Here is a 371-nt window from a genome sequence, read left to right as displayed (position 1 = left end):
CTATCCAGATTAAGTTGAAAGCGACCATCACCCACCACCCAGTTTGCGCTTGCAAGATCTTGAGGCAATGACTGTTCTAATGAATCGGTGACCATAATGGCCAAGATATCGTTGTGTTGCTGTAACTGCTTTAGTCGATCGAGATGTTGTTCTCGGCAGTCTCGCCAGTCACTAATGAATATCAAGGTTGATTGCTTGAGTCTCATTCGTTTGATCAGTTCAATCCACTGACTAAAACCAACATTATCGCCATCACTTACATTGACGCCTAAGCTTTGATTGGCTTTGGTAAGATGTTTTAGCTGAGCCAACAAATCAGATTGAGAACGTTGAGCTTTGGTATGAAACAGTTTTTGGTGCGACGCCAAAAC

1 pseudogene is annotated in these 371 nt (G+C 42.9%); it reads right to left on the bottom strand.

Annotation, left to right across the window (positions count from 1 at the left end):
* A pseudogene (locus AB4486_RS24980) lies at positions 1-371 on the bottom strand (DUF58 domain-containing protein); the annotation flags it as partial.

The organism is Vibrio sp. 10N.222.55.C6 (assembly GCF_041473395.1).
Taxonomy (GTDB): domain Bacteria; phylum Pseudomonadota; class Gammaproteobacteria; order Enterobacterales; family Vibrionaceae; genus Vibrio; species Vibrio crassostreae_C.
Note: the sequence above shows the minus strand (reverse complement) of the source record. Positions and strands in the feature narration are given on the sequence as shown.